Origin of the sequence: Peteryoungia ipomoeae (assembly GCF_004912165.1) — a bacterium.
In the GTDB taxonomy this organism is placed as follows: Bacteria; Pseudomonadota; Alphaproteobacteria; order Rhizobiales; family Rhizobiaceae; genus Allorhizobium; species Allorhizobium ipomoeae.
Genome location: NZ_STGV01000006.1, coordinates 36169 through 58769, shown reverse-complemented (window position 1 = coordinate 58769; position 22601 = coordinate 36169). Strand labels below are relative to the sequence as shown.

The 22601-nt window shown below is 61.1% G+C and carries 22 protein-coding genes and 2 pseudogenes; 2 read left to right on the top strand and 22 right to left on the bottom strand.

The annotated features are described in order from the left end of the window. The first annotated feature begins 174 nt into the window (after positions 1 to 174). The gene (locus tag FAA97_RS16980) at positions 175 to 1383 is read left to right on the top strand and encodes an MFS transporter (RefSeq protein ID WP_136599750.1); all 1209 of its coding nucleotides are present in this window, start codon (positions 175 to 177) and stop codon (positions 1381 to 1383) included. A gap of 110 nt (positions 1384 to 1493) precedes the next feature. Here FAA97_RS16980 and FAA97_RS16975 read toward each other — a convergent pair whose 3' ends face one another. From FAA97_RS16975 to glsA, 4 genes and pseudogenes are all read right to left on the bottom strand, one after another. Then, entirely contained in the window at positions 1494 to 2744 is a 1251-nt protein-coding gene (locus tag FAA97_RS16975; protein WP_136599945.1) for a type II toxin-antitoxin system HipA family toxin, read from the bottom strand. Then, positions 2737 to 3048 carry a helix-turn-helix domain-containing protein gene (locus FAA97_RS16970; protein ID WP_136599749.1) on the bottom strand — a complete coding sequence of 104 codons (312 nt, stop codon included), beginning with the start codon at positions 3046 to 3048 and terminating at the stop codon, positions 2737 to 2739. The genes FAA97_RS16975 and FAA97_RS16970 overlap by 8 nt, the downstream gene beginning before the upstream one ends. A 121-nt stretch (positions 3049 to 3169) precedes the next feature. Further along, positions 3170 to 3373 (bottom strand): annotated as a pseudogene (locus FAA97_RS21320) (hypothetical protein); the annotation flags it as partial. 227 nt (positions 3374 to 3600) lie between these two features. Next, positions 3601 to 4581 (bottom strand): glutaminase A, encoded by a 981-nt coding sequence (gene glsA / locus FAA97_RS16960; protein ID WP_168801034.1) that lies wholly within the window; start codon positions 4579 to 4581, stop codon positions 3601 to 3603. Between the two features lie 46 nt (positions 4582 to 4627). On the opposite strand from glsA, the pseudogene FAA97_RS21445 reads away from it, so the two are divergent. Further along, positions 4628 to 4708, top strand: a pseudogene (locus FAA97_RS21445) (IS6 family transposase); the annotation flags it as partial. Between the two features lie 123 nt (positions 4709 to 4831). On the opposite strand, the gene FAA97_RS16955 reads toward FAA97_RS21445, so the two are convergent. From FAA97_RS16955 to FAA97_RS16870, 18 genes are all read right to left on the bottom strand, one after another. Then, a complete protein-coding gene (locus FAA97_RS16955; RefSeq protein WP_206110047.1) occupies positions 4832 to 5191 on the bottom strand; it encodes a GNAT family N-acetyltransferase in 360 nt (119 codons plus the stop codon). Positions 5192 to 5289: 98 nt separating this feature from the next. Then, a complete protein-coding gene (locus FAA97_RS16950; protein WP_168801033.1) occupies positions 5290 to 6933 on the bottom strand; it encodes a methyltransferase domain-containing protein in 1644 nt (547 codons plus the stop codon). Then, positions 6930 to 7913, bottom strand: coding sequence for a ThiF family adenylyltransferase (locus tag FAA97_RS16945; protein ID WP_136599746.1), 984 nt, complete (start codon positions 7911 to 7913; stop codon positions 6930 to 6932). Before FAA97_RS16945 ends, FAA97_RS16950 begins: the two co-directional genes overlap by 4 nt. A gap of 26 nt (positions 7914 to 7939) precedes the next feature. After that, positions 7940 to 8122: a hypothetical protein gene (locus FAA97_RS16940; protein ID WP_136599745.1), complete on the bottom strand. Its 183-nt coding sequence runs from the start codon at positions 8120 to 8122 to the stop codon at positions 7940 to 7942. A 30-nt stretch (positions 8123 to 8152) separates the two neighbouring features. Then, positions 8153 to 8335, bottom strand: coding sequence for a hypothetical protein (locus tag FAA97_RS16935; protein ID WP_136599744.1), 183 nt, complete (start codon positions 8333 to 8335; stop codon positions 8153 to 8155). Positions 8336 to 8352: 17 nt separating this feature from the next. Further along, positions 8353 to 9132 carry a class I SAM-dependent methyltransferase gene (locus FAA97_RS16930; protein ID WP_136599743.1) on the bottom strand — a complete coding sequence of 260 codons (780 nt, stop codon included), beginning with the start codon at positions 9130 to 9132 and terminating at the stop codon, positions 8353 to 8355. Positions 9133 to 9138: 6 nt separating this feature from the next. Further along, positions 9139 to 9504, bottom strand: coding sequence for an S-adenosylmethionine decarboxylase family protein (locus FAA97_RS16925; RefSeq protein ID WP_136599742.1), 366 nt, complete (start codon positions 9502 to 9504; stop codon positions 9139 to 9141). Then, positions 9504 to 10949, bottom strand: coding sequence for an aKG-HExxH-type peptide beta-hydroxylase (locus tag FAA97_RS16920; RefSeq protein ID WP_136599741.1), 1446 nt, complete (start codon positions 10947 to 10949; stop codon positions 9504 to 9506). Before FAA97_RS16920 ends, FAA97_RS16925 begins: the two co-directional genes overlap by 1 nt. Before the next feature lie 96 nt (positions 10950 to 11045). Further along, entirely contained in the window at positions 11046 to 11369 is a 324-nt protein-coding gene (locus FAA97_RS16915; RefSeq protein WP_136599740.1) for a hypothetical protein, read from the bottom strand. A gap of 70 nt (positions 11370 to 11439) precedes the next feature. Further along, positions 11440 to 11757: a hypothetical protein gene (locus FAA97_RS16910; RefSeq protein WP_136599739.1), complete on the bottom strand. Its 318-nt coding sequence runs from the start codon at positions 11755 to 11757 to the stop codon at positions 11440 to 11442. 25 nt (positions 11758 to 11782) lie between these two features. Then, entirely contained in the window at positions 11783 to 13171 is a 1389-nt protein-coding gene (locus FAA97_RS16905; protein WP_168801032.1) for a radical SAM protein, read from the bottom strand. 208 nt (positions 13172 to 13379) lie between these two features. After that, entirely contained in the window at positions 13380 to 15071 is a 1692-nt protein-coding gene (locus tag FAA97_RS16900; protein ID WP_136599737.1) for a S8 family serine peptidase, read from the bottom strand. 36 nt (positions 15072 to 15107) lie between these two features. After that, on the bottom strand, positions 15108 to 16106 hold the full coding sequence (locus tag FAA97_RS16895) for a phosphatase PAP2 family protein (RefSeq protein WP_136599736.1): 999 nt from the start codon (positions 16104 to 16106) through the stop codon (positions 15108 to 15110). 57 nt (positions 16107 to 16163) lie between these two features. Continuing rightward, complete coding sequence (locus FAA97_RS16890; RefSeq protein ID WP_425467432.1) at positions 16164 to 18104, bottom strand: AfsR/SARP family transcriptional regulator; 1941 nt, start codon at positions 18102 to 18104, stop codon at positions 16164 to 16166. Between the two features lie 281 nt (positions 18105 to 18385). Further along, positions 18386 to 19159 carry an ABC transporter ATP-binding protein gene (locus tag FAA97_RS16885; protein ID WP_136599735.1) on the bottom strand — a complete coding sequence of 258 codons (774 nt, stop codon included), beginning with the start codon at positions 19157 to 19159 and terminating at the stop codon, positions 18386 to 18388. 3 nt (positions 19160 to 19162) lie between these two features. Further along, positions 19163 to 20140 carry an ABC transporter substrate-binding protein gene (locus FAA97_RS16880; RefSeq protein ID WP_136599734.1) on the bottom strand — a complete coding sequence of 326 codons (978 nt, stop codon included), beginning with the start codon at positions 20138 to 20140 and terminating at the stop codon, positions 19163 to 19165. Positions 20141 to 20188: 48 nt separating this feature from the next. Further along, positions 20189 to 20971 carry an ABC transporter permease gene (locus tag FAA97_RS16875; RefSeq protein ID WP_246041559.1) on the bottom strand — a complete coding sequence of 261 codons (783 nt, stop codon included), beginning with the start codon at positions 20969 to 20971 and terminating at the stop codon, positions 20189 to 20191. A gap of 68 nt (positions 20972 to 21039) precedes the next feature. Continuing rightward, on the bottom strand, positions 21040 to 22392 hold the full coding sequence (locus tag FAA97_RS16870) for an LLM class flavin-dependent oxidoreductase (RefSeq protein WP_136599732.1): 1353 nt from the start codon (positions 22390 to 22392) through the stop codon (positions 21040 to 21042). Between the last annotated feature and the right edge of the window lie 209 nt (positions 22393 to 22601).

Sequence of the window (22601 nt, the reverse complement as noted above, 5' to 3'; positions counted from 1 at the left end):
CGCTCCCACTGCTGGAAGGCTCAGTCTCCCCGAGCGCATCGTCCACGTGCTGCCGCTCGGACGCCGGGGGTTCTTTGCCTGGGGAAAAATCGCCACAGACAGTATCCAGGGGCGTATCAAAGCGCGGCCGGACAAGTTTGACGGCATGATCTGCATTCGATACTGAAGGTGATCATGACAGTTGCCGTTTCAGCCCCCGCACGCTCCAATACGTATTTCGTCGTCCTTGTCGTGCTCGGCTGCACGCACCTGCTCAACGACCTCATGCAGTCGCTGATCCCGGCGGCCTATCCGATCCTGAGAGAGGCCTATGCGCTGGACTTCGTCCAGATCGGCCTGATCACCATGACGTTCCAGATCGCAGGATCGGTCCTGCAGCCGGTGATCGGCGTCATCACCGACAGGCACCCGGCCCCGTATTCACCCGTGATCGGAATGATGTCGACGCTGGCCGGACTGATTTGTCTGGCTTACGCCGGCAGCTACACCGTCATCCTCATCGCCGTCGCACTGATCGGGATAGGCTCTTCGATTTTCCATCCGGAAGCTACCCGCATGGCGCGCTACGCAGCCGGCGATCGACAGGGGTTGGCGCAAGGCCTGTTTCAAGTGGGCGGACAGGCAGGCGGCGCGCTCGGACCCGTGTTCGCGGCCATCATTATCGTGCCATTCGGTCAGTCGAGCCTCTCCTGGTTTGCCGTCATCGCCTTGCTCGCCATGGCGCTCCTGATGTGGATCGGTTCGAAGCAGAAGGAAATCAGCGCGGCCTTTGCCGCGAGGCAGGCGAGCGCGAAATCCAGAGAATCAGCGCAGCGCCACGCGCCGTTGATGATCGGGGTGGCGCTTTTCGTGCTCACCTTCCTGATGTTCACGAAGAATGCCTATGGCGAGAGTTTTCGCTCGTTCTACACTTTCTATCTGATGGAGAAGTTCGACCTCACCATTCCGGCAGCGCAGATGATGCTGTTCATTTTCCTCCTGGCATCGGCAGCAGGCGCACTGATCGGTGGCATCGTCGGTGACAAGATCGGACGATACCGGATCATCTGGATCTCGGTGCTGGGCCCCCTTCCGCTGACCTTGATCCTGCCGCATGTCGATCTGTTCTGGACCGGCGTTCTGAGCGTCCTGATCAATCTCATCATGGCCAGCGCCTTCGCGTCTATCCTGATCTATGCCATGGAACTGCTGCCGAACCGTATCGGCCTGATCGGCGGTCTTTTTTACGGCCTGAACTTCGGATTGGGCGGCATCGCAGCCGCTCTCCTTGGCGTACTCGCCGATCGCTATGGCGTCGAGATGGTCTATACCATCTGTTCGTTCCTGCCGCTTGCGGGGCTTCTGGCCTGGTTCCTCCCGAAGCTGGACGAGAAAGCGTCCTGACGGAGTATGTCAGACATCTCGAGCGGTCGCCTTGATGGGTATGAACCAGCGATCCGATCGGCATTGGTGGCCCACGAAACTGCTAACGCGTCACCCGAAAACATCAATTGCTAATCCATGCACGTGCCGAGGATTGGCGACATCAGCTTTACGTGGGCATCAACCCGTTCCAATACTCTATTAGGGAGAACGGCACGCTCAGGCAGAGACCACCAAGAATGGTTGACGCGCTCGACCGTCTCCGTGACAGCCTTCAGCACCGCAGCTTCCGGCAGCCGCGCACGATGAGCGAAGACTTTCCATCGCTGGGCGTTCATTGCCTTGAACGGCCGTTCACCGGCCAGCGACAATGCCATGGCGTCTGACGGAATGTAAGGGACAGTCGAGAGCAGATCATAGACCGGGGCGAGTGCCGGCTTGTCGCCCTTCCCATGATAAATCAGCGACCAATTCTTGAGGTGCATGTCGCCATTTCCTGTCAGCACAGCCAATGCCAGTCGTCGAACGAACTCCAGGGCTGCCGCTGAAGAAACGGCGACCCCTAGAGCCGCAGCTATGTCATGGTAGGCGGCACCCTCATATTTTCGAGAGGGATAGACGCCGAATACCTGAGCGAAATCTTCGATATGGACGCGCTTACCACCGGCAAGCCGATCGAAACGTTTGACGAGGAGGACTTTGCCGTCCGACAGCGTCTCAAACTCTGCCGGGATACCCTCAAACTGCGATTGTTCCACGAGCTCGCGTTCCGGCACGTCCATGCCGATCGCCTCGGCCAGTGCAAGATTTGCAAATTCGTTTTCCGAGACACCAGGAAATGATGTCGAAGGAAACTTGGCGATATATGAACCCTGCTCGTCGCCTAAGGGGATCGTCAGCCCGCCGCCCTTGCCTGTGTTTTTGATGACGGAAAGTTTCATCTGCACGCCGGCGAGCGAAAACCGGGCCTTCGGTATGGGGGGTGTCAACCCCTCACTACGGACAACGCTGCCTTCGCTCGGAACAATTCGGACAGCCCCCGGCAGATCCGATCCGAGTGCGGCAAGCAAATCGAAATCATTTCCTGCCCGCACGGTACCTGAATGGTGCTTCTCCATCGCCTCGCGCAGTTTATCCTCTGGAAGAAGGTTCGCAAAGAACGGTGGCAAAGCCTTAGCGATAGGCTTCGGGTCCCGCAACCCCCCATGTGCGGCGCGAAATGAGAGACTGAGCACTGGGAAACCGCCCGTCTGTCGATAGCTCTCCTCAAAGCTGAACGCATTGAAGTCTCCCGGCGTTCTCACGATCATGCCGACCTTCAGGTCATTCAGCAGCACGTCCAGTGAGGTTATAGATCTTGGATCAAGACGCGCATCAGACATTGCCATCACCATCGGGGCTTGCGACGAAAGCAGGAAGATCATCTTCGGCGCCACCTGGCTGCAATAAAGCTTGAACCGCCGGGACCATGGCCTGCGGGATGAGCATCAGTTCCAGACCAAGCGCACGACCAATGTTGATCAGTGTGGTCGTACGGGCAGCACTGGCTCCAGCCTCGATCTCGCGGTATCGCGGACGCGATATACCTGCCATACCTGCAACCTGCTCTTGGGTGAGGCCCAAAGTCTTGCGTGACGTCTTGAGCAGCCGACCTATCTCCTGAAGAACTTCCGAATCCGACCTCATTTGACACCTTAGCGTTCCATCTACTTCAATATGAAGTGTTTACGTATCTCACGGCATGCGCGCATGTCAAAAAAAATGACGTCATTAGGGATCATATTATACTAAAAGACCTCTTTTCATATCATTTTTGTCTGCTGATCGGACGTTGCAGTTCAGATGAGCTGTCAGTCGAGACCGTGACGGCGTTCCAGCTTTCGACCTCCTGCTGCAGGCGCTCAATTCTGCCGGAGACGAGGCCGAGCGCGTCGCTGCCAAGCAGGAGTTGTGGCGGCGGATTTCCGGATGCAAAGAGACCGGGGACTGCCTCCGCCAGTTTCGCAGGATCAACTCGTCCAGTATGTGACCTTTCCCGCAGATCACGTAAGGCCAAAGAGCGGCGATAGGTTCACGGAGGCCACACTCACTGAGACGAGGGGTGAGATTGAGCGACTGGATGCCTGCGCCTGACTCGATCGGGTTCACAATCAGCGAAGTGCGCTTCGCGTTTGACCGATTTTGGCAACACGCGAAGCTTATGTTCTGCTCTCGAAGAAATCCGCGTTGGCCGGCCGCTCACCGACGCGCTCTGCCGAAGACCGACCAGTCGGTTTTGGAACTGACCAACTCCAGCCCCAGCGTGCCGAGCCAACTATTGCCCATTGAGTCGAGTGCTGGCGACCAGACGGCGATTGAGGCGCAATGGGGTACAACGGCGAGAATTCCGCCGCCGACGCCTGATTTGGCTGGCAATCCGACCCGATAGGCGAAGTCACCTGAGCCATCATATTGGCCACACAGCATCATCACCGAAAGTATCCGCCGAGCGCGCCGCGCCGCTGCCAGGGTTACATCATTCTCTTTTTCGGGGTCGTCAAGGATGAGAAATCGGCCTGCCTTGGCAAGTCCGCGACAATCCAGCGTGATGGCGCATTGGTGGATATAGGCTTCCATGACCTTATCTACCGGATGGTTCAGATTACCGTGGTGTCTCGCCATGAACATCAGCGATCGATTGAGGTCGCCTCCGGTACGGTCACTGGCCATAACATCCTTGTCGAGCGCCACTGCCTCACCGTCGAGCATTCGTTCAACAAAGCTAATCACATGACGATTTGGACCTGCGCTTCCGCCGAGACCAGCGAGGACATCGCAGACGACCAATGCGCCGGCATTGATGAACGGGTTGCGTGGAATACCCTTGGCGCGTTCAAGATCGATGATGGAATTGAAGGGGTCGCCCGATGGATCACGCCCGACCCGTTTCCACAAAGCCTCGCCGAGCGCTTCAAGCGCAAGCTCAAGGGCGAAGACCTTGGATATGGATTGGATCGGAAAGCCGATGCTGGCATTGCCGGCGAAGGCGAGCTCGCCGGTCCTGGTGAAAACTGCGATGCCGAACTTTTCAAAGTCCGCCTTGCGCGGGGTCGGCTCATCCTTCATCTTAGCTTCCGCAACCGCCTCATCGTAAATCGCAGGCGCACGTGTTCTCACTTGAGCGACAACATCGCTGAGAATTGCCTTCAACTCTGTCGCATCCTCAACAGGATCTACCATGTTGGATGTCCTAATCTGATTGAATGTGTTGCTCGTCGTTCCTGTATTCCCGCTGACATCACAGCGCAATCTCGAAGCCGCCAAGCGGTTTTTCCGCAAAATGCTGAAGGACGATCTATTGCTGGCGCACTCATAGATCGGCACAGATAGCGCCAATACATGCGCAAGGACAGGCAAGGTGCATCGAATACCGCTGTCGGGGAGCGAAACCGGCGACGTCGAGGCCGGCATTTGCCATGCCTGCCTACGATCAGATGAGCGGCTTGAGCGCGCTGATGGCAACGAAACGATAGCCGATACGAGAGAAAAACGCGGCACTGGCTTCGTTTCCGAATTCGATACTAAGCTGGACGCGGTCAAGTCGGGCCTCGACGGCAAGATGCTCGACTTCCGCGATGGCCAGGGTGCCAAACCCCATCCGCCGATGCGGTTCATGGATGAGAATATCCCAAAGAAAAAGGTGTCCTTCGGCCGGATTGAGCGTGAAGGATGCGACGCCGACCGGTTGTGAACCATGTCGGAAGCCGATCGCACGGGTCCTGGCCGGATCGGTCTGAAGCTCGCCGAAAAGCTGAAGGACGCGCCTTTCGGCGGCGATCTGCGCCGCCAAAAGGTCCATGCTCCGATGCACCTCATAGGAATGCGTCAGGCGCGTCAGTAATGCCGCCCGGTATTCGTCGAGCGAAAGGCCGGAAAGAGGTGCGCTGATCAGTCTCTGTTCTGGTTGCATGGGCGATTGCCTTGGCCGGATTTGCTGAAGACCCCCAGATACGCGACCGGCTTGTCGAGGCAATCGGAGAGGCGGCCGGTATAGTGGGTGAACAGATCTGCAAAGGCCTTGAGGTCTTCGCGGCTCTTGCAAGGGTCCAGCACATGCTCGCGGTGAACCACATAATCCCGCAGCACCGTTTGCTCCGACGACGATGCTGCGCCCGTCTCCACGGCATTGAGCTCGACCAGGTCGAAGCCGGCCGTCTCGAACATGTCAAGGCGCCGGGACAGTGGCGCCAGCACCACATCCGGACCGACGGCCGCCTGGATCTTCTCCGCGGTTTCGGGCGCGCGGTCAAAATGGTGATAGACGAATTCGGCGAGCAGGCCATCCGACTTCAGAATACGGCTCGCCTCCGCCAGCAGTGCCTGTGGCCGAGGGGTATAGGCAAGCGTCGCGGTCATCGTGACCGCATCGAACGAGGCTGGGGCATATCCGGTTCTCGATCCGTCGCCCACCAGGAACTGCGCGGGGCTAAGGAGCGCCCTGCCGATGGAACCGGCGATTTCGACGAACTCCGCCTCGATATCCAGGCCGATCACGCCTTCGAAATGGCTTGCCAGCACGATGCTGGAGAGCCCGGTAAAGCAGCCAATGTCAAGGACCCGGCCCTTTTGCCCGATCCCCAAGGTCTCGAGCGTTCGCGCCAGGGTCTCCACGGCACGTCCACCGCCGGGCGCGGCATCCGGATCCCCCACATAGGCGAGAAACCGATAGGGCAAGTAATCCCTGAGCACGCTCATCGGCTGCCGGGCGATCGGCATGCTGAACAGGTCGAGGGTGGCGATGGCCTTGGTGAGATCGCGCTCTCCGGCACCCGGGGCCTGTGCCGCCGGAGTGCCCGAACTCGCCACGAGCAGGTAAGGGTAGCGATACCCGGACAGTGCGTTGATCAGCGCCCGCCGCTTCGTCATGGCCTGAACGAGTTCCTGCATCTCGGGCACACCTTGCAAGATCTCGCGCGCCAGGACGGCTGCGGCACTGTCCTCGAAGGCAAACCGCGGCAGGCGCCGGATCGCCGCCATGGTTAGACCCGCTTCCTCGTAGACGCCGGCTATGGCGGAGAGACCCTTCGGCATCCAGCCCAGTCCAAACATTGCTCGTTCCTCGCGGCGTAAATCAGCCGGTACGTCCGCATCATAGACATAGTGGCAATCGATCAGCAGGCCGCCGGGCTTGAGGCAGCCCGTGACGGCCCGGTAGACTGCGGCCGGATCCTCGAAAAATGCGGCACTGCCGCCGCAAATGATCACATCCGCTCCGGCCGCCAGGGTCTGCATGGCGGCGCCATCGACGCAGGCAAAGACGGCGCTCGACTGCTCCTGCCGTGCCGCCGCCTCGGCCGCATCGATCATCGCCGGGTTTATATCGAGCCCCAGCACCCGGGCGGAGGGAAAGGCCTTGGCGACCTGCCGGGCGACCCAGCCGGTATTGCAGCCGAGATCGATGATCTTGGCCGCCCCGACGGGAACGGCAGCTAGAATGGCCTCGATCATCGCTTCGCCGCCGGGGGGCACGTTCTTCTGCTTCAGCGCAGCGACGATCGAGCAGTAATAGTCTTGGGCAGAGCGCGCGTTCATGGGTGACAGACCTTGCATTGGAGGTGTTTCAACACGGGGCGAAGCCGGGTCCGACCTGTCTCTAGGTCAAGCAACCAGCGGTGGCCGCTCAGCGCCGACTGGCCGGTCAATCGCTCCATGGCGATCTGCGACACGGCAAAACCGGCGATAAGCGCATTATTCGCAAGTGCGGAAGGGGCGACAAAGCCCTCATCTGCAGAGATTTCCGCCGCCGAGCCGCAGAACGGACAGGCGTCCTCCGGCTGAGCCACCAGCGGCCCGGTCATGCAATGCGCGCCGACATAACCGACATGAAGATAGGGCGGCGGCGTGGGGGTGACCCGGTGATAAGCGGCAAGGAAACTGCGGGCGAGACGTGCATCGTCGCCGGCAAGCAGGACGAACGGCAGGCGCGTTCGCTGCAGGATCGACCAGACCGCGTCCGCGCCGAGGGCGAATTCCGGCACGGTCTCCACCGAAGCGGAAAAGCGCGAGACCAGATGACGCGCGAGAACCTCGGTCTTTAGTAGGCCGATGTCTTCAGCCGAAGCGAAAGTCAGCCGGTTGAGGTTGCTCGCCTCGATGCGGTCGCCGTCGATCAGCAGGAAGCGGCGGGCACCGAGTGCTGCAAGCTGGATGGCGATCTGCGATCCCAAACCGCCGCATCCGACCATGACGAAGTCCGTTGCCTGGAACGGCGAGAGATCATCAACCTGCGGACACAGGGCAGCCAGGAACGCGGCGTTGCGGTCGCTGCGGCCGGCAATCTCCTCGCCGGCCGCCAGCATGTCGGCATCATCGAGCAGCATGCGCAGGTCCGGGCCCAGCATGTCGGGGCCTTTGTTCCAGACGAGATCGCCGATTTCGTCTGGGAACCAGATCACACGAACGCCGCGTTGGAGGCCGGAGCGTTTACGGTCGGGCGCACGAACGAGCCGGACATCGGCCCGAAAATGCCGGGAACCGCAAGCTTTCGGCAGAGTTTCAAGACGCTCCGTCACGATACCGGCCTCCCCAGCCGTGCGCCTCAATTGGCGACGAGATCACCGATATCGACGAGGTCCTCTACACCGATCCGCAGCTCGTGCAGCGTCTCGCCGGTCAGTCGCTGCAATTCGCTGCGCTGCTCGCCGGTCAGCTTGATGGTGACCACGTGCAGCTTGGCAGCGGATACCGAAACGTCTTGCGGGGTTGTTCTGTCTTCAGGCATGGGGCTTCTCCTATCTCTGAGGGTTGGATGCTAATTGGCGACGAGATCGCCAATATCGGCCAGGTCCTGGATGCCGATCTTGATCTGGGTGAGATCTCGGCCGGTCAGGCGCGACAATTGCAGCCGCTGCGCTTCATCGAGCGTGACCGTGATCTCGTGCCCGTCCATCTGCTTCTTGTGGGTGACAAGGGTCTTCTTGGTGTCGTCGTTCATTGTCGCTTCTCCTTGGTTCAAACTCGGCGGGCGGTAACCGCGACATCGCGCGTTTCCGGACCCACGGGTTGAGATGTAAAATCGCTATAGAAGGTGATCTCGGCGAAGCCCGCCGCCACCAGCAGCCGCTCGAGATCGTCCGGATAAAGCCAGGCCAGATCCAGGATCTGGTAGAGGCTCTCGGTGATCCGGCCGTTCTCCGCCAGCAGTTCGTATCGATGCACCGCCCGGACGTTCTGTGCCGCGCGGTCATAGGCATTCCATTCGCTCAACAGCAGGAAACCTCCTGTTGGCAGCGGATAGGGGTCGTCCATCCGAAACAGACCCTCATAGTCACCCTCGAAGGCGGCCATGTACTCCTCTGACGGCAGGAAGACATCGAGGGCCAAAAGCCCCCCGGGAGCGAGATGCGCATGGCACCGCTCCAGGCATGCTCGCTGCTGGTCTTGCGTGGTGTTGTGCAAAAAGCTGCGAAACGGAATCTGGATGAGCCCATAGCTATCGGGTAGCGAGAACCGGGTCATGTCTCCGGACAGGACCCGCACTCTGCCCCGGACCTCCTCCGTCTCCCCTTCCAGGGCTTTCCGAAGTTGGGCGCGCATTTCCTCGGCAACGTCGAGCGCATCGATCGCGATTCCGGCCCTTGCGACCGGCAGCGCCGTCCGGCCGGTTCCGGCACCAAGCTCCAGCACCCGCCCGCCGACATGCCGGGCCAGTTCCACGTACCAAGGGATATCGTGCTGCCGCCGGCCGTGGATGACATCGTAGAGGTCGGCTCGATATTCCAGCGCGCTCATCACCGTTCACCCCTGCATGGTCTGGATCGACCAGACCGCACGATTGGAGGGAAACAGATCGGCAAAGCTCAGGGCCTCGGCGACCTGCCGGGCGCGACCGAGATTGTCGCGGTTGAAATCGCAGACGTGGATGTCGATCGTCAGCTTGCCGTGTTCCGGCCACGCATGCAGCGCCACGTGGGATTCTTGCAGCAGCAGGATGATCGAAGCCCCCTGCGGCTCGAAATCCGCCTTGGCGCTGGAGATCATCGTGAGTTCGGCATCGGCGACCGCCTGGCGGGCTATGGCGAGCAAAGCCTCGGCCGAACCGGTCAGCACATCAGCCGGCGCATCCACGATGGCTGACAGTCTATGGGAGCGGAGCTTGCCCATCACGCCACCTCCATGGCCATGGAGGCATTGCTGCCGATCAACTCGACATAGCGGCCATAGTCCTTGCTCGTCGGCCGGTATTCCGCCTTGGCGATGACGTGGCGTGTTCCGTCGTACCACAGAGTGACGCTTTCGCCGGTCTCGTCGATCTCCCGAGACTGCAAGCGCGGATCGATAGGGTCACGGCCCCTTAGCACCATCTGCCCCAGATCCCAGGCCTGGCGCTCGATGACGCGCTGGCGCTCTGCGACATGCGCCGGCCGCCGCTCAGGCGTCTCGCTTTCCAGCAGCCTATCGACGAGTGCCAGAACCCGGGCGTTCCAGGAAGGAATGGCGGCGATGTCCGGGAGGTCAGATAAGACATCGCCGCCGAGACGGTCTAAGCCTGAACGGGCAATATCGATGAGCGGAAGCTGGCGCGAGGCATAGGCGATGACGAAGGCCGCCTCCCGGGCACGCCGCTCAGGATCTTCCCGCAAGGACAGGCATGCCATGCGCACGGCACATTCCCAGGGAATGGTATATGCCATGTGCAGGATGCTTTCGAGCGTCTGCAAGTCATTCTTGTAAGGGGACACATAGGTGAAGTCACACGGCAAGGATGCCGCTGCTGAGGTTGTGTACAACCCCAGCAGGACATGCCCCGCCTCGTGAAGCAGTTGCGCGGCGGTTGCCGCATGATCACCGTCACGCAACCGTTCCTTCGAGAGAATGACGATCGCGCTACCCGGCAGCTCGTTGGAGCTGGAAAAGGAGCAGAGCGGATCGTGGCGCAGGCCGACATGCAGGCTGTGCAGATTGGCGGCCAGCAGCTGCGTTCCTGCGGGATCCACGGCAAATGCCAGGCTGACCGCCGCGTCTAGATGCTCTGCGATGGCGTCGAGATCGCTCTCGCTCACCGTCGGATACTCGGCGCTCGGAAAATCGGGTAGGCATTGCGCCACGCGGGGCTGCATCATCCGGCTTGCGGCAAGCGTCTCGATGCGCAGCAGGCCGATGCCGCAGGCGAGCCCGCGGACAGGTTGACGCTCGGCGATGAAATCGGCGTCCATCAGATCCGGTTGCAGATAGTATTCGAGGATCTCCGCATTGGCACCGCTTTTAACCCAGCCAAGGCCCCGCTCCAGCCCGTCCATCCAGGTGCAGAGCGCCGAGGACCGGTAAGGGTCGAGGCCGACGGGGCCAGCCTTGCCGTCGCCGGGCAGCCGTTCGGCATGACGATAGCCGCCATCGGCCAATTCAGGGAAGTGGCGGGCAAACGCATCGGCCCGCGGAGCGACCGCTTTGATGTCGGCAATCGCCGACAAGGTGCCGGCATAGCGGGCGCGGCGCTTGAGCCGATTGCGTCCGGCGGGAAGCCCTGCGCTGCTCGCAGCCAGAAGGGGATTGCATGCCAGCACGGCACGCGCCTCGTCCGCAAGATGATCGAGATGAGCTGCAAACATCGAAGCCTCCCTTGCCTCGTGGTGAAACCTGTCGCGAGGCGCTGGCCTCGGGCTTGGATGCAACCGCCCGCGAACGGGCGGCCACATGGCGTAGGGTCAGAGGCCGGTGGCGATCTGGCGCGTCAGAACCCCCCCGGGTCCATAAAGCGCACAGCCGCAATTGCCGTCGAAGAACGCGACTTCGCTCAAGACGAGCCGCTCGCGCAGATTGGCGAGGCCGACATTCTTCATCGAGCCGATTGCGAAGGTCTCCTCGTGGGAAAAGGTGACGCCGTGCTTTGCGCCGACGGCCTGGGGATCCTTGAAAAAGGCCTCACGTTGCGCGGAATCGCTTTCGATTTTCTGGAACAGCTTGTCGATCCGTTTGGCGCGGTCGAGCACGAAGTCCTTGTGGGTCGTGCCCTGGATACGGTCAGGCATGGGTGATCCTCCTCTTCTTGGTTCGGGTTGCCGCGCGCTTTGCCACGCAGCGATGGTGTTGGCGACCGGCCTAGAGGCCGGGCTTGATGGCCCGGCTCAGCACGCCGCCGGGGCCGAAAAGGGCACAACCGCAGTTGCCGTCGAAGAATCCGGCTTTGCTGAGCACCAGGCGCTCGCGCAAATCGGAAAGGCCCTGGCCCTTCATGGCGGTAATGCCGAAGGCTTCCTCGTGGGAGAAGGAGACGCCGTATTCGGCTCCCACTTTCTCCGGCGCCTCGAAGAACTTCTCGCGCTTGGAGGCGTCGCCCTCGATCGCCTGGAACAGTCTGTCGATCCGCTTGGCGCGATCGAGTACGAAGTCCTTGTGACTGATTTCGGTAGCAGGCATGTGCTTCATCCTTCTCCTTTGGGGGTCAGTGAATGGCGAGCGGATCTGTTTGTTCCGCCGCCGGTGGGCTGAGCCGTTCGGCCCAGTTCCTGAGATTTCCGGCATCCCGCAGTTCGAGACATCCTTTCGAGCCGGAGGTGAACCTGGTCAGGGGACAGGCCAGACCGCCACAGGGAACCCGCAGGTAACAGGAGCCGCAGCCGCTGTCGGTCTCGGCGTTGGAGCCGGTCCAAAGCCGGTTCAGCCGTTGGTCGATCACCATGTTGCCGGAAAGATCGATATACCCGACGTTGTTCTTGGGATTGTCGAACACGACGGTGCATTTGTAGAGCTTGAGGTCGGCGCCGACGATGAACCAGTTCTTCTTGCCGGCGTAGCAGGCGCTGCCCAGAATGCCCGGCACGTCGTCGTAGCTGCTGGTCGAAAGTCCGCGACGCGACAGTTCGGCATTCAGCGCGTATTTGTCGAGGCCGGCCTGGAGGCCGGACAGGCAGCCCTCTTTCGAGGTCTCCGCCAAGGTCTGGCGGTCCGACGCCCAGATATAATGGATGTCGATCATGAAGCGCGGATCGTTGCGCACGAAGGCGAGTTCTTCGCTGTCGAACAGCGCCAGCACCCGCTCGCTGTCTTCCACATGCACATTGCAGCGCAGAGCAACGGTGAACTCGTGGGACGTCGCAGCCATGGCTCGGAGATGGGCGACGATGCCGTCGAAAGTCCCCTTGCCCTTGACCGTCACCCGCTGGCGGTCATGCAACTCACGGTCCCCGTCGAGCGTCACCTGGAAGAACACGAGGCCGACGCGGATCAGCTGCTCGAACAGGTCAGGCGTCAAAAGGGCCGCATTGGTCGACATGCTCGCGCCGAAGAATATCCCCTTGCGCCCGCACTGTGCCATGGCCTCACCGCAGAGCCGCAGGATGATGTCGCTGCAAAGCAGCGGCTCTCCGCCAAAGAAGCCGAGGGAAAAGCTACGGGCCCGGGCTATGCGGGTTTCGATGACCTTTGCCAGCGCATCGACCCGTTCCGGTCGCATCCGGCCCTTGGCGAAGGATTCATAGCAATAGGTGCAGCGGAAATTGCATTTTTCCGTCGGCATGATGATCAGGCCGGAGCTTTCCTCGGCGATCGTCCGGACGGCATCGCGTATCATCCTGTCGCGCGCGGCGAAATCCTCCTCGGGAACAAGGAACCCGCCATCGATCAGGGCCGCCCGCAAGCTCTCGGACACGCTGTCCTCAAGGACGAACGGGATCGTCAGGCCACTGAAGGCGGAGATGGCGCTGCTTTCGGCCGGCCCGAAGACGCGCTTGGTGCTGTTGGCGAAATTCACCGCCACCGCGTTGCCGTCGCTTCGCTTGATGAACTTGGCGTCCGGCGACCAGCGATATTCCCGCATGTCCATGACAGTCATCATCGTCTCCCATCATCCGCCATTGGTTTGAGCACCGGCATCGGCGACTTCTTGTTTGTCTATGGGAGTACTGTGCCGCCGACCCGTCATCCGCCCGGCAAGCCCGCGTGAAAATTCCGTTAAAAATTCCGTTAAAAGCGTCCTGAAAACAAAAAAGGCCCCCGAAAACTCGGAGGCCGTGGGCAAGAAAAATGCCGGTGCGGATGCGTCAGGGGCCGAGAACGGCGGCCACCGCCAAACGGGCATCCGGCAGTCCGGAGCCGAAGAAATAGCTGATGTCCAGCGAGTCCTCGCCATCGGCGTTCATGCAATCCGGCGTCAGCGGCCGGGTGCCGGGCGCAACCGTGGTGTCGAGCCTGGAAGCCCCCTGTAGGATCTCCTTGACCTGCAAGCCGGTGAGGCTGGCACCCGCTCCGTTCTTGCTCTTGTGCGCCCTTTGGATCAACGCGCAAATCCCGCCGACCTGGGCCGAGGCTCCGGACGTACCCCCGAAGGTCGTGTAAAAACCCCCGCCAACGCCGGGATTGGCCGCGAAGGGAATGATCGACGACCAGGGGCCAGCGCCCTGGTCATAGCCGAATGCACCGGCCAAGTCGGTCGTCAGCAGCGAGAAGTGCGAATAGCGATAGGCGGGCATCCGGATTTCGCTGTTGTCATGCTGGGCGGCAAACGGCGACAGCGTGTCCACCCGCAGTTGATGGCGATTGAAGACCTCGCCGTCGTCGGCGGGCGAGACGACCGTCAGGCCCTCGCCGTAATTGCTGTAGCCGGAGCGAAAGCCCTCGACGGTGACCGCACCCACCGCAATGATGCCATTGTTGTCGGATGCAAGGTTGGCAGGATAGATCAACTGGCTCTCGCCACTGTTGCCGGCCGCGCAGACGATGGGAATGCGCTTGCTCACGCCGACAATGAGCCGTTTCAGGATACGCCATCCGCGGTCGGGATTGGCTCCCTTTTGCGCCTGCTTCGGCTCGAGTTCGGCAGCGCCCTGCTCGGCCGCCGCAAGACGGGCGAAAAGATTGGCGACATCCTGGTTCTTCCAGCTTTCCAGGTCGGCCTTGAGCTCGTTCTTCGGCTCGACCCGGCTGCGTTTGGGATCCGGAAATCCGCGCGGTACGACGATCACGTCGACACCCTGGTGGTACGCATAGAGGAACGCCGCGATGAACTGCCGGACATCGTCCTCGAAAGAGGTCCTGATCGAAATCAGCTTCGAGAAGGGATCGACACCGAAATAGGGCAGCAGGTTGCGGTTGGTGCTTGGCGCCGGCAAACCGTCGTCGCCGAACGCATCCTCGACCGTCAAGGCCGCGCCGTCGCCTTCCGTGACCACGGCCGGTTCTCCGACAATCAGGCCGGCGCAGCAGGTGCCATGAGAGGCGAACAGCGATTCCGGGGCATAGAGCCTGCGCACGACCCCTTCGGAGACCGCATACTCGTCGGCAAGGTCCTTCAAATAGTCATGATCGTCATTGGTGAGGCCGAGGTTTCCCAGCGGCCCGATGTCGAGCCCCGTAAAAAACGCCTGCCGCTCCTCGCGATCGAAGGATGTGGCGGTATCCAAGATCGGTTCGACGCGCGCGCCATAGCGATGGGTGGTGAGATCGATGCATGCGTCGTGCTCGAGCCGGCTGGCCAGATTGGGATGATCGCGCGAGACCCCGACATCGATGAGGGCGACGCGCGCCGGATAAACGGGACCAGCCGCCGCGATCATGTCCCAGACGGTGGCGCCGATGGCCGGATCTGGCACCTCGCGCACTGCGCTCTCACCCGGATCGGGCAGCACCAGGGGGGCGGGTCCGTAGTCGGCGTCGATGACCCCGAGAGCTGTGAGATGCCAGAGATAGTAATAGCTCGCCGGCACGGATTGCGGCACTTGGATGTCACCAGGCATGATAGCCTCCTTGCTCATAAATTGGTGGATGGGGGCTCAAACCCACTCGTCGTGGACGGCTTGGAACAGCGGACCGAACGCGTCGTGCAGATAGGGCGCGAAGCGCCGCGCGAGGTCCCGCCCAGCCGCAGTGTCGCTCGGATAGTGCAAGCCTGCCCATTCGCGGTTTTCAGCGACGTTCTGGGCTATGCGCGCCAGTTCGTCCGTTGCGGGGTGTTCGGGCAGGATGGTTGCAAAGGCAAAGACAATGGAAAAACACTGGAAGGCGTGGTTGCTGGGATAGGACTCATGCGGGGGCACGGCCAGAAGCGGCCGCAACAGAGGCTCGAACTGGTTCGGACGCTGCCTGTTGAACTGGCTCTTGTACAAGAGGCCGACATATTCGCAGGCGGTGAGGATCGCCTGGAACAAGCCTTCGGTCTGCTCGTACCCGCCGAGATCCTCGATATAAAGCGCGCGCGTGAATTCCGACACGGAGATCGTCGCTTCTAACTCGATGTCCGGCAGTCGCCGCGCCCGTTCGCGGTCGCGCCTCTGCATCGAAAGCAGCACCGCGGTCTCCAGCCTTGTGTAGTCAGGACCGGGCGGCGGAAGGATATCCAGCATTTCCCAGGTGAACCGACGTGCGGCAGTAAACGCGTTGCGGGACGGCTGCTGGTGCAGTCGACGCATCTCGAAGACCGGGAAAAGCTGCGAGGCCCCGAGACTTGCCCCGTCCAGGGTCGATTTGTTTTTGTTCTTATTCTTATTCTTGTTTTTATTTTTGTTTTTGTTCTTGTTGAGCACCGCCTTGTTGGCGACGCTCTTGTTCAGAACGGATGTCGCCACAGCCATCACGGCCATGCTCGCCATCATCGGCGCGTCGTCGAGAAGTGGATCGACGTCCGGCACTGGCGGCGGAGCAGGATCGACTGGAGGCTGCGGGAATTCGACCAGGCGCGGCTCGCAGGGCAGCACCGTATCCGGCTCGATCCTAAATTTGTACTGGTTGAGAAATTCGACGATTTTGGAATCTGAACCGATTGCCGTCAGCATGTCCCCGCTCCCCCTGTGAAAGCCGTTGTCAAAGAATTCGGTCATGGATGAAACAGGTCAGCGCAGCTTGACGCCCGCTTTGATCAGCCCGTCGATCAGCAATTGGCCGCCGCCCGTGTCGAGCAGCGGATATCCGCTGCTGCGCAGAGTGTGGATGGTGAAGCCGCCTTCGAGCGCATCAAGCCGCTCCAGATAGCGGCGCGCCGCCTCCAGATTGCCGGTATGGGCATGGCTGGACACCATGTAGCGCAGCAGGCTGTTGAAGTTCGGTCGCGCACGCAGGGCATCCTCGCCCGCCGCGATAGCCGCCTGATGATTGCCGGCAAGCCCGGCACTGATGCATTTGGTCGTATCGAAATAGAAGCGGTGCGGGCTGTATATCCCCAGTTCCTGCACCCAGCGCGCCATGGCTGCCGCCTTGTCCGGCTGGCCCGCGTAGCAATGAAGCATTGCATACAGGTCCCAGCCGAGCGGTTGCGCCGGATTGAGCATTATCGATTTTTCGAAGAGGTTCGCTGCATAGTCATATTCCCGGAACAGGAAGGAATGCACATGGCCTACGAGGGCCAGGGAGACGGAGTTATGCGGATCGATCTCCAGCGCCTTGCGGGCATAGGCCTGGGCTTCATCGATGACATGGGCGTCCATAGCGGTAAACCGCTGGCCCACCTGAAACGTCCGGATGAAAGACAGCCAGGCATAGGCCGATGACCGGGGCTGGTATTCGATCTGCTCCTGCAGTCGCTTTTCCGCCCGGGAGAGATCGTCGCGCGACAGCCGGAAGATCGCATGGACGCCATCCATCAGCAGCCTTTCGCGGAGCATCCGTTCATCGGTGCGGCTGGTCTCCTGAAAACTGGACAGTTGATCGACGGCCTGAGCGATCAGCGACACGGCGATGCCGAATTCGCCCCTTTCCAGCGACGTTCTGCTCAGGGTCTGGCTGCTGAGCCAGATCATGCGGTTGTCGATGAGGTGTTTGATCGACAGCTCGATCAGCACCATGTCGCCCTCGAATGTCAGACGCAGCTGCAGGCACAGCGGCAGGCTGATCTTGTCGTCCTGCGCCTCCCGCGAGGCAAACGAGAGGTCGGTCACTCCGATCCCCAATCCATCGGAAATCGCCTTGATCAGCAGGTTCTGGAAAAGGGTCCCGCCAATGTGACCGCGGTCGGCGGCACCGATCACGATGGGCGGCTGAAGCGCCACCATCCACTGCAGATCGCCGGAAGGCGGCCTCCCGCCGGAAGCGTCACCGGGTGCTTCTGCCTTCGCCCATGGTTTGTCCGGGCCGCGGGTCACGGGCAGCAGGAGGGATTGCTTGCTGATGTCGCGGCTCGGCTGCCGCCTCGGCTCCAGCGTGTCCTGAATTCGGCCTTCATCGATGCGGCGATGCCAGTTCTGGCGCTCCAGAGTCAGCCAGTCCTCGAACTCGGGATCGCGGATATCCATGCCTTCCAACAGTTGGTCGGTGACGCGTTCGGCGGCACACTCTGCGGCCAGCACTTCCTCCGTGTCGAGCCAGATACGCTGCATGTCCAGCCACACGGTATTCTTGTCCGCGACCAGCAGACCGCGGTCGGGGCCGAGCGACCGGTGAATGTCGAGAAGTGCCTGGCGAAGGCTGGCGGCTGCCTGGTCCTCCGATCGGTCGCTCCACAATTTGTCGCGAAGCCAGACGCGCGATCGCATTCCTCGTGCCGACAGTGCCAGCATCGCCAGGATCGCCTGGGCCTTCTGGGAACGAGGGGTCAGCGATTGGCCGCGACCGTCCTTGATCGTGAACGGGCCCAGCAGATAAATGCGGAATGCGGCATGAGTTTCATCCATGCGTTCCATCCGGCTGATCCCTGCGGTACTCGAAACGCTCGTCAAAACGTCCGGAAGCTGGGTGTCCAAACGATACTCTGCCACAATCGACGCCATTGGCAAGGGAGGCACGTGGGCAAGCCCCCAACCGCAGGTGGCGCCTGCTTCGCTTCTGTAGGATAGCTGCATAGGTGACCCCGCCGTCCAGGAGTAATGCCGTGGATCGACTATAGGGGTCGCTGATAAAAGGAGCGTCAAAGCAGCGTCAAAGCCGTGAAGCACCGCGCACGATCGATGCAGGCGCCGACATGCGGCGCCGGCAGCTCATCGCCCGGGGAGTGCCGGGCACACGACATACAGAACCATGTAGAAATAGCGTCACAGTTTGGCTGCCCCTAGCCCACCGCCAGCTAAAGCTGAACGGAGAAGCGCAACCAGAAACCGCGCTCCTTCCTTTCTGCCCGTCCAAATCAATGCAGTCCAAACAGCCCGAGCAGTTGCTCTCGCTGGCGCACGAAACCTGAAGCGCTGCGATCGCGCGGCCGAGGCAAGTCGATGTCGATCAGCCGGGGCTCCCCACCTTTTTCTCGCGGCAGAATAAGGATGCGGTCGGCGAGGAAGATGGCTTCTTCGAGATCGTGGGTGACGAGCACCGTCGTTACGTCCTCCTCCTTCCAAATGCGGGCCAGTTCCTGCTGCATGCCGATTTTGGTCATGGCATCGAGAGCACCAAGCGGTTCGTCTAGCAGCAAGATCTCCGGCTGGACGGCAAGCGCCCGGGCAATCCCCACGCGCTGAGCCATACCGCCCGAAAGCTGACGCGGATAGGCGGTTTCAAATCCCTTCAGCCCAACCAGTTCGACGTACCGCCGCGCGATGAAGCGCGCCTCGTCGCGGGATAGGCCTCTTGTCTCAAGGCCGAAGGCAATGTTGTCGATGACCGTCAACCAGGGCAGAAGGCGCGGTTCCTGGAAGATGACGGCCCGCTCCGTCCCAACGCCGCGGATGCGACGTCCGTCGATCAGAACCTCGCCGCTGTCCGCCGCCTCAAGACCCGCCAGGATGCGTAGAAGTGTCGTCTTGCCCGATCCGCTTGCGCCGACGATCGCCAAGCTTTCGCCAGAGCGGATGGTGAGGTTGAAATCCTTGAGGACCGATAGCGGCTTCCCGTTGAGGGTGTAGGTCTTGGAGAGGTGACGGATCGTCACCTCTCCGCGAATGCTGTTCGAATGAGCGAGCGCCATGGGTCAGTTGCTCGCGGTTTCGGCGGAATAAAGGATCTCGTTGGCCGAGAGCTGGCCTTCCTTCAGCTTGCCTTCCCGGGCGAGCACATCAATCCAGAACTGCAAGTCTCGCTCGACTGCCTTGCCGCCGGCACGGACGCCATAACCGCGGAAGAACTGGGCGATATCGGGGTTCTCGCCCCGTTCGGTCAGTGCCTTGGCAAGGATCGACTTGGCTTCCTCTGGGTTTTCGCGGGCATAGTCCAGGGCGCGCTCGGACTGTTCGACGAAGACCTTGGCAGCTTCCGGGTGCTTTTCGATAAAGTCGCGGCGCAGCACGATGAAGCCGCCGGCGATTTCGCCCAGTACATCAGTGTCGTCGAAGATCGCACGGAGGCCTCCTTTCTGCTTCGCAGCGCCTTCGAAGGTCGTCTGCCAATAGCCGAAGGCCGAAACGTCGACCTGGCCGGAGCGCAGGACCTGCTCGAGCTGCGGGCCAGGGACAACAATCTGATTGGCGGCATCCGACGGCAAACCGACGGAATGCAGTGCTTCCCGGATCGTGTAGTCCAGATGGGCGCCGAGCGTATTCACGGCGATCGTCTTTCCGGCAATGTCCTTGAGGTCGCGGATGGGGCTGTCTTCCAGCACGTAGAAAATGGACTGCACCTCGTCGTTGATGCCGTTCGACGGATAGGCCGCGACAAAGTCGTTGCCGCCGATGATCGAGTTCAGGATTGCAGAGGTGGCAGCACTGCCGATTTCGACATCGCCCGACGCAAGCGCAATGAGCGAGGCCGGACCGCCAGTGGCATAACCGACATTCTCGATGGTGATGCCGGTGCCATCGAAATAGCCAAGTTCGGCGGCGAGCTCATGGGCGGACAATCCGCCCTGGCTGGCGAGATAGCGGAACTTGACCTCTTCGGCGGCGAAGGCCGTGCCTGAGAGGGCTACTGCGAGTGCTGCAGAAAGAGCGAGCTTGCGGGAATAAAACGTCATGGGAGTTTCCTTTGATAACGAGAATGGAGGAATGCGTGCGATTTCTGGTCAGGCCCAGCGGCATAGCCGCCGTTGCAGAAGGACGAGTGCGGCATTGGCGGCGAGGCCGAGCAGTGCGAGAAGCAGGATCGCCGCGAACATCAGCGGGATCTGGAAGTTGTACTGGGCATTCATCACCTGGAAGCCGATGCCCTTGTTGGCACCGATCATCTCGGCCGCGATGAGGAGCAGCAGCGCCGTCGTTGCGGATAGGCGAAGGCCAACGAAGATCGCGGGCACCGAGGCTGGAAGCACGACGCGACGAAAGATCTGCAGAGAGCCAGCGCCATAAGTGCGCGCCATCTCGATAAGCTTCTTGTCGACCTCCTTCACCCCACCGATCGTCGACAGGAGGATCGGAAAGAGCGTCGCCCAGAAGATGACGAAGACCTTGGAGGCTTCGCCCAGACCGAGAAGCAGGATGAAGACCGGATAAAGGGCGAGCGCGGAGGTCTGGCGGAAGAACTGCAAGAGCGGATCGAGTGCTCGCTCGATAGCCCTCACTTGCCCCATGAAGAGGCCGAGCGGAATGCCAAGGCCGACGGCGGCAACAAAGGCTATCCCGGAGCGCTGCAGGCTGATCGCGATGTCATCGATGATGGCGCCAGAGGAGAGCGCCTTCCACAAGGCACCGATGATCTGATCGAGCGGCGGGAAGACGGATGCGTTCACCCATCCGAGTTTCGACGAGGCCTGCCAGAGGATCAAAAATGCGATCACAAGACCATAGCGGCCAAGGAACGGTGCGATGGCTTGGGCCGTGCTGCGAAGCCAGCGTGGTGCCGGATCCAGATCCGGGGCGAGGTTAAGGCCATAAGCCCTTCCATGATGGACGTCTTCGTAGGACACGGGGGACCTCCTCATTCGGCGGCCTGCACGACCTGATGGTCGGCGGCATGGCGGTTGATCGGGAACGGCAGGCCGAGGTTTTCGCGAAGCGTCCGGCCCTCATAGGCGGTGCGGAACAGGCCACGGCGCTGCAGCTCGGGGATGACGAGATCGACAAAATCGTCGAGGCCTGTCGGAAGCCAGGGCGGCAAGATGTTGAAGCCGTCAGCTGCCTCATTCTCAAACCACTCTTGCAGCGTATCGGCAATCTGCGCAGGCGTTCCAACAATGGTGAAGTGGCCCCGCGCCGAAGCGACCCACTGGTAGAGCTGGCGGATCGAAAAACTGTTCTCGTCGGCGATCTGGCGGATCAGCGCCTGGCGGCTCTTCATGCCCTCAGTGGGCGGCGCCGGCGGAAGTGGGCCGTCGAGATCATAGCCCTTGAGGTCGAGCGTGCCGCCGGTCAGGCCGTTCAGCAAACCAATGCCGTCTTCCTCTAAAATCAGCGAGGTCAACCGATCGTATTTTTCGCGCGCCTCCTCTTCCGTGCGGCCCACAAAGGGTGAAACGCCGGGCATGACCAGCACGTGATCGGGATTGCGTCCAAGGCCGCGGGCGCGGCTCTTGATGTCGCGGTAGAATTCCTGCGCGGTCTCGATGTGCTGATGCGCCGTGAAGATCACTTCTGCCGTTGCTGCTGCCAGGCCACGACCGTCAGCGGATTGGCCCGCCTGGACGATAACCGGATGCCCCTGGCGCGAGCGCGACACATTCAGCGGGCCTTTTACCTTGAAGTGCTCGCCCTTGTGGTCGGCGTCATGAAGCTTGGCCGGGTCGAAGAAGACGCCGGTGGCCTTATCGCGGATGAAGGCATTGTCCTCAAAACTGTCCCAGAGCTTCTTGACGACATCGACATGCTCGCTAGCGCGCCTGTAGCGGTCCGCATGTGGGAGTTGCTGATCTCGGTTGAAGTTCTGCGCCGTGGCATCGCCCGTTGTCGTGACGACGTTCCAGCCTGCCCTGCCATCCGAGATCAGGTCGAGCGAGGCGAATTTCCGCGCCGTATTGTAAGGCTCCTCATAGGTCGTCGAAGCCGTCGCAATGAACCCGAGATGAGTGGTGAACGGGGCAAGCGCCGAAAACAACGTGACCGGCTCGAAGCCGGCGACCGTCGCATTCCCGCCTTCCCGCGATCCACCGAATCCGACGGCCAGACCGTCGGCGAGGAAGTAAGCGTCGAACAATCCCCTCTCGGCGGTGAGGGCCAGTTGTTTGTGAAACTCGAAGCTGAGAGCTCCGTCCACCGGCTGATCCGGGTGTCGCCAAGAGGCGATATGCTGTCCACCGCCGGGAAGAAATGCGCCCAATCTGATCTTGCGTGTCATGGCTGGTCCTCTCTCACTCGATTATCGAATGAGGTCAGCTTATATTGTCTATAATTTCTATAGAGAAATGGGATTGCAAAGATTCAGCCCGTCGGCGAATGGATTTTCGAATGTGACGCCGATCTGAGACATCTGCGACGCGGAAGCAAAAAGGCTGACGCACTTGGCTCACTCGATCCGGAATACGGCTTGAACGCTTACTTCATAAA

Coding starts and splice junctions, on each gene's coding strand:
- FAA97_RS16980 (WP_136599750.1), top strand. CDS start 175: ATGACAGTTGCCGTTTCAGCCCCCGCACGCTCCAATACGTATTTCGTC.
- FAA97_RS16975 (WP_136599945.1), bottom strand. CDS start 2,744: ATGTCTGATGCGCGTCTTGATCCAAGATCTATAACCTCACTGGACGTG.
- FAA97_RS16970 (WP_136599749.1), bottom strand. CDS start 3,048: ATGAGGTCGGATTCGGAAGTTCTTCAGGAGATAGGTCGGCTGCTCAAG.
- glsA (WP_168801034.1), bottom strand. CDS start 4,581: ATGGTAGATCCTGTTGAGGATGCGACAGAGTTGAAGGCAATTCTCAGC.
- FAA97_RS16950 (WP_168801033.1), bottom strand. CDS start 6,933: ATGAACGCGCGCTCTGCCCAAGACTATTACTGCTCGATCGTCGCTGCG.
- FAA97_RS16940 (WP_136599745.1), bottom strand. CDS start 8,122: ATGCCTGAAGACAGAACAACCCCGCAAGACGTTTCGGTATCCGCTGCC.
- FAA97_RS16935 (WP_136599744.1), bottom strand. CDS start 8,335: ATGAACGACGACACCAAGAAGACCCTTGTCACCCACAAGAAGCAGATG.
- FAA97_RS16930 (WP_136599743.1), bottom strand. CDS start 9,132: ATGAGCGCGCTGGAATATCGAGCCGACCTCTACGATGTCATCCACGGC.
- FAA97_RS16925 (WP_136599742.1), bottom strand. CDS start 9,504: ATGGGCAAGCTCCGCTCCCATAGACTGTCAGCCATCGTGGATGCGCCG.
- FAA97_RS16920 (WP_136599741.1), bottom strand. CDS start 10,949: ATGTTTGCAGCTCATCTCGATCATCTTGCGGACGAGGCGCGTGCCGTG.
- FAA97_RS16915 (WP_136599740.1), bottom strand. CDS start 11,369: ATGCCTGACCGTATCCAGGGCACGACCCACAAGGACTTCGTGCTCGAC.
- FAA97_RS16910 (WP_136599739.1), bottom strand. CDS start 11,757: ATGCCTGCTACCGAAATCAGTCACAAGGACTTCGTACTCGATCGCGCC.
- FAA97_RS16905 (WP_168801032.1), bottom strand. CDS start 13,171: ATGACTGTCATGGACATGCGGGAATATCGCTGGTCGCCGGACGCCAAG.
- FAA97_RS16900 (WP_136599737.1), bottom strand. CDS start 15,071: ATGCCTGGTGACATCCAAGTGCCGCAATCCGTGCCGGCGAGCTATTAC.
- FAA97_RS16895 (WP_136599736.1), bottom strand. CDS start 16,106: ATGCTGACGGCAATCGGTTCAGATTCCAAAATCGTCGAATTTCTCAAC.
- FAA97_RS16890 (WP_425467432.1), bottom strand. CDS start 18,104: ATGCAGCTATCCTACAGAAGCGAAGCAGGCGCCACCTGCGGTTGGGGG.
- FAA97_RS16885 (WP_136599735.1), bottom strand. CDS start 19,159: ATGGCGCTCGCTCATTCGAACAGCATTCGCGGAGAGGTGACGATCCGT.
- FAA97_RS16880 (WP_136599734.1), bottom strand. CDS start 20,140: ATGACGTTTTATTCCCGCAAGCTCGCTCTTTCTGCAGCACTCGCAGTA.
- FAA97_RS16870 (WP_136599732.1), bottom strand. CDS start 22,392: ATGACACGCAAGATCAGATTGGGCGCATTTCTTCCCGGCGGTGGACAG.